Annotated in this window: 1 protein-coding gene; it reads right to left on the minus strand. The window is 38.3% G+C overall.

Going from position 1 to position 760, the window contains the following annotated elements:
- Window positions 1–22 precede the first annotated feature (22 nt).
- Window positions 23–706, minus strand: a complete 684-nt coding sequence (locus OZD66_RS05460) for a tetratricopeptide repeat protein (protein ID WP_275022443.1) — start codon at window positions 704–706, stop codon at window positions 23–25.
- Window positions 707–760: the final 54 nt, after the last annotated feature.

Consider the following 760-nt stretch of genomic DNA (forward strand, 5'->3'; position numbering starts at 1 on the left):
CATTTATACCTCGCTATTACACTTAGTTTAGTATGGCTTTTTTTCCATTATTGTCTATCTGTTTGTTGTGCAGTGAGAATTGGTATAAGGCTCGTTCAAGCAACTCTTTTGCTTTCTGAGGATTACCCAAATCCCTGTAAGCGTTACCTAGATTCACTAGTGTCCTAGCAACTTCGAAATGGTCGGGGCCATAATGTTGTTCATTAATTGCTAAAGCCCGTTCAAGTAACCCCTTCTGTTTCTCGTAGTCATCTAAATCCCCATGAAAGACACCAAGGTTTGTTAGTGTAATAGCAACTTCAAAATAATTGGGGCCATAATGTTTCTCTTGAATTACTAAGGCTCGTTCAAGCAACTCTTTTGCCTTCTGAGGATCACTTAAATTCCTGTAAGCATTACCTAGATTCACTAGTGTCCTAGCAACCTCAAAATGATTAGGTTTATAATATTTCTCTTGAATTACTAAAGCTCGTTCAAGCAACTCTTTTGCCTTTTGAGGATCACCTAAAGTACCATAAACGATACCCAGGTTTGCCAGTGGTTTAACAATTTCAAAATGGTCAGAATTGTAATGTTTCTTAAAGATAACTAAAGCCCGTTCAAACAACTCTTTTGCTTTCTGAGGATCACCTAAAGCATAATGAGCGGTGCCGAGATTTGTTAGTATGGCAGTATAGCATTTCTCATAATAGTCCGAACAGGTCATAGGAAGGCAGAATCAACAGCACGACGAAAGGATTCGAATAGAGGAATGTTTTTC

The sequence above is a fragment of the Wolbachia endosymbiont of Drosophila baimaii genome, from assembly GCF_028982185.1.
In the GTDB taxonomy this organism is placed as follows: domain Bacteria; phylum Pseudomonadota; class Alphaproteobacteria; order Rickettsiales; family Anaplasmataceae; genus Wolbachia; species Wolbachia pipientis.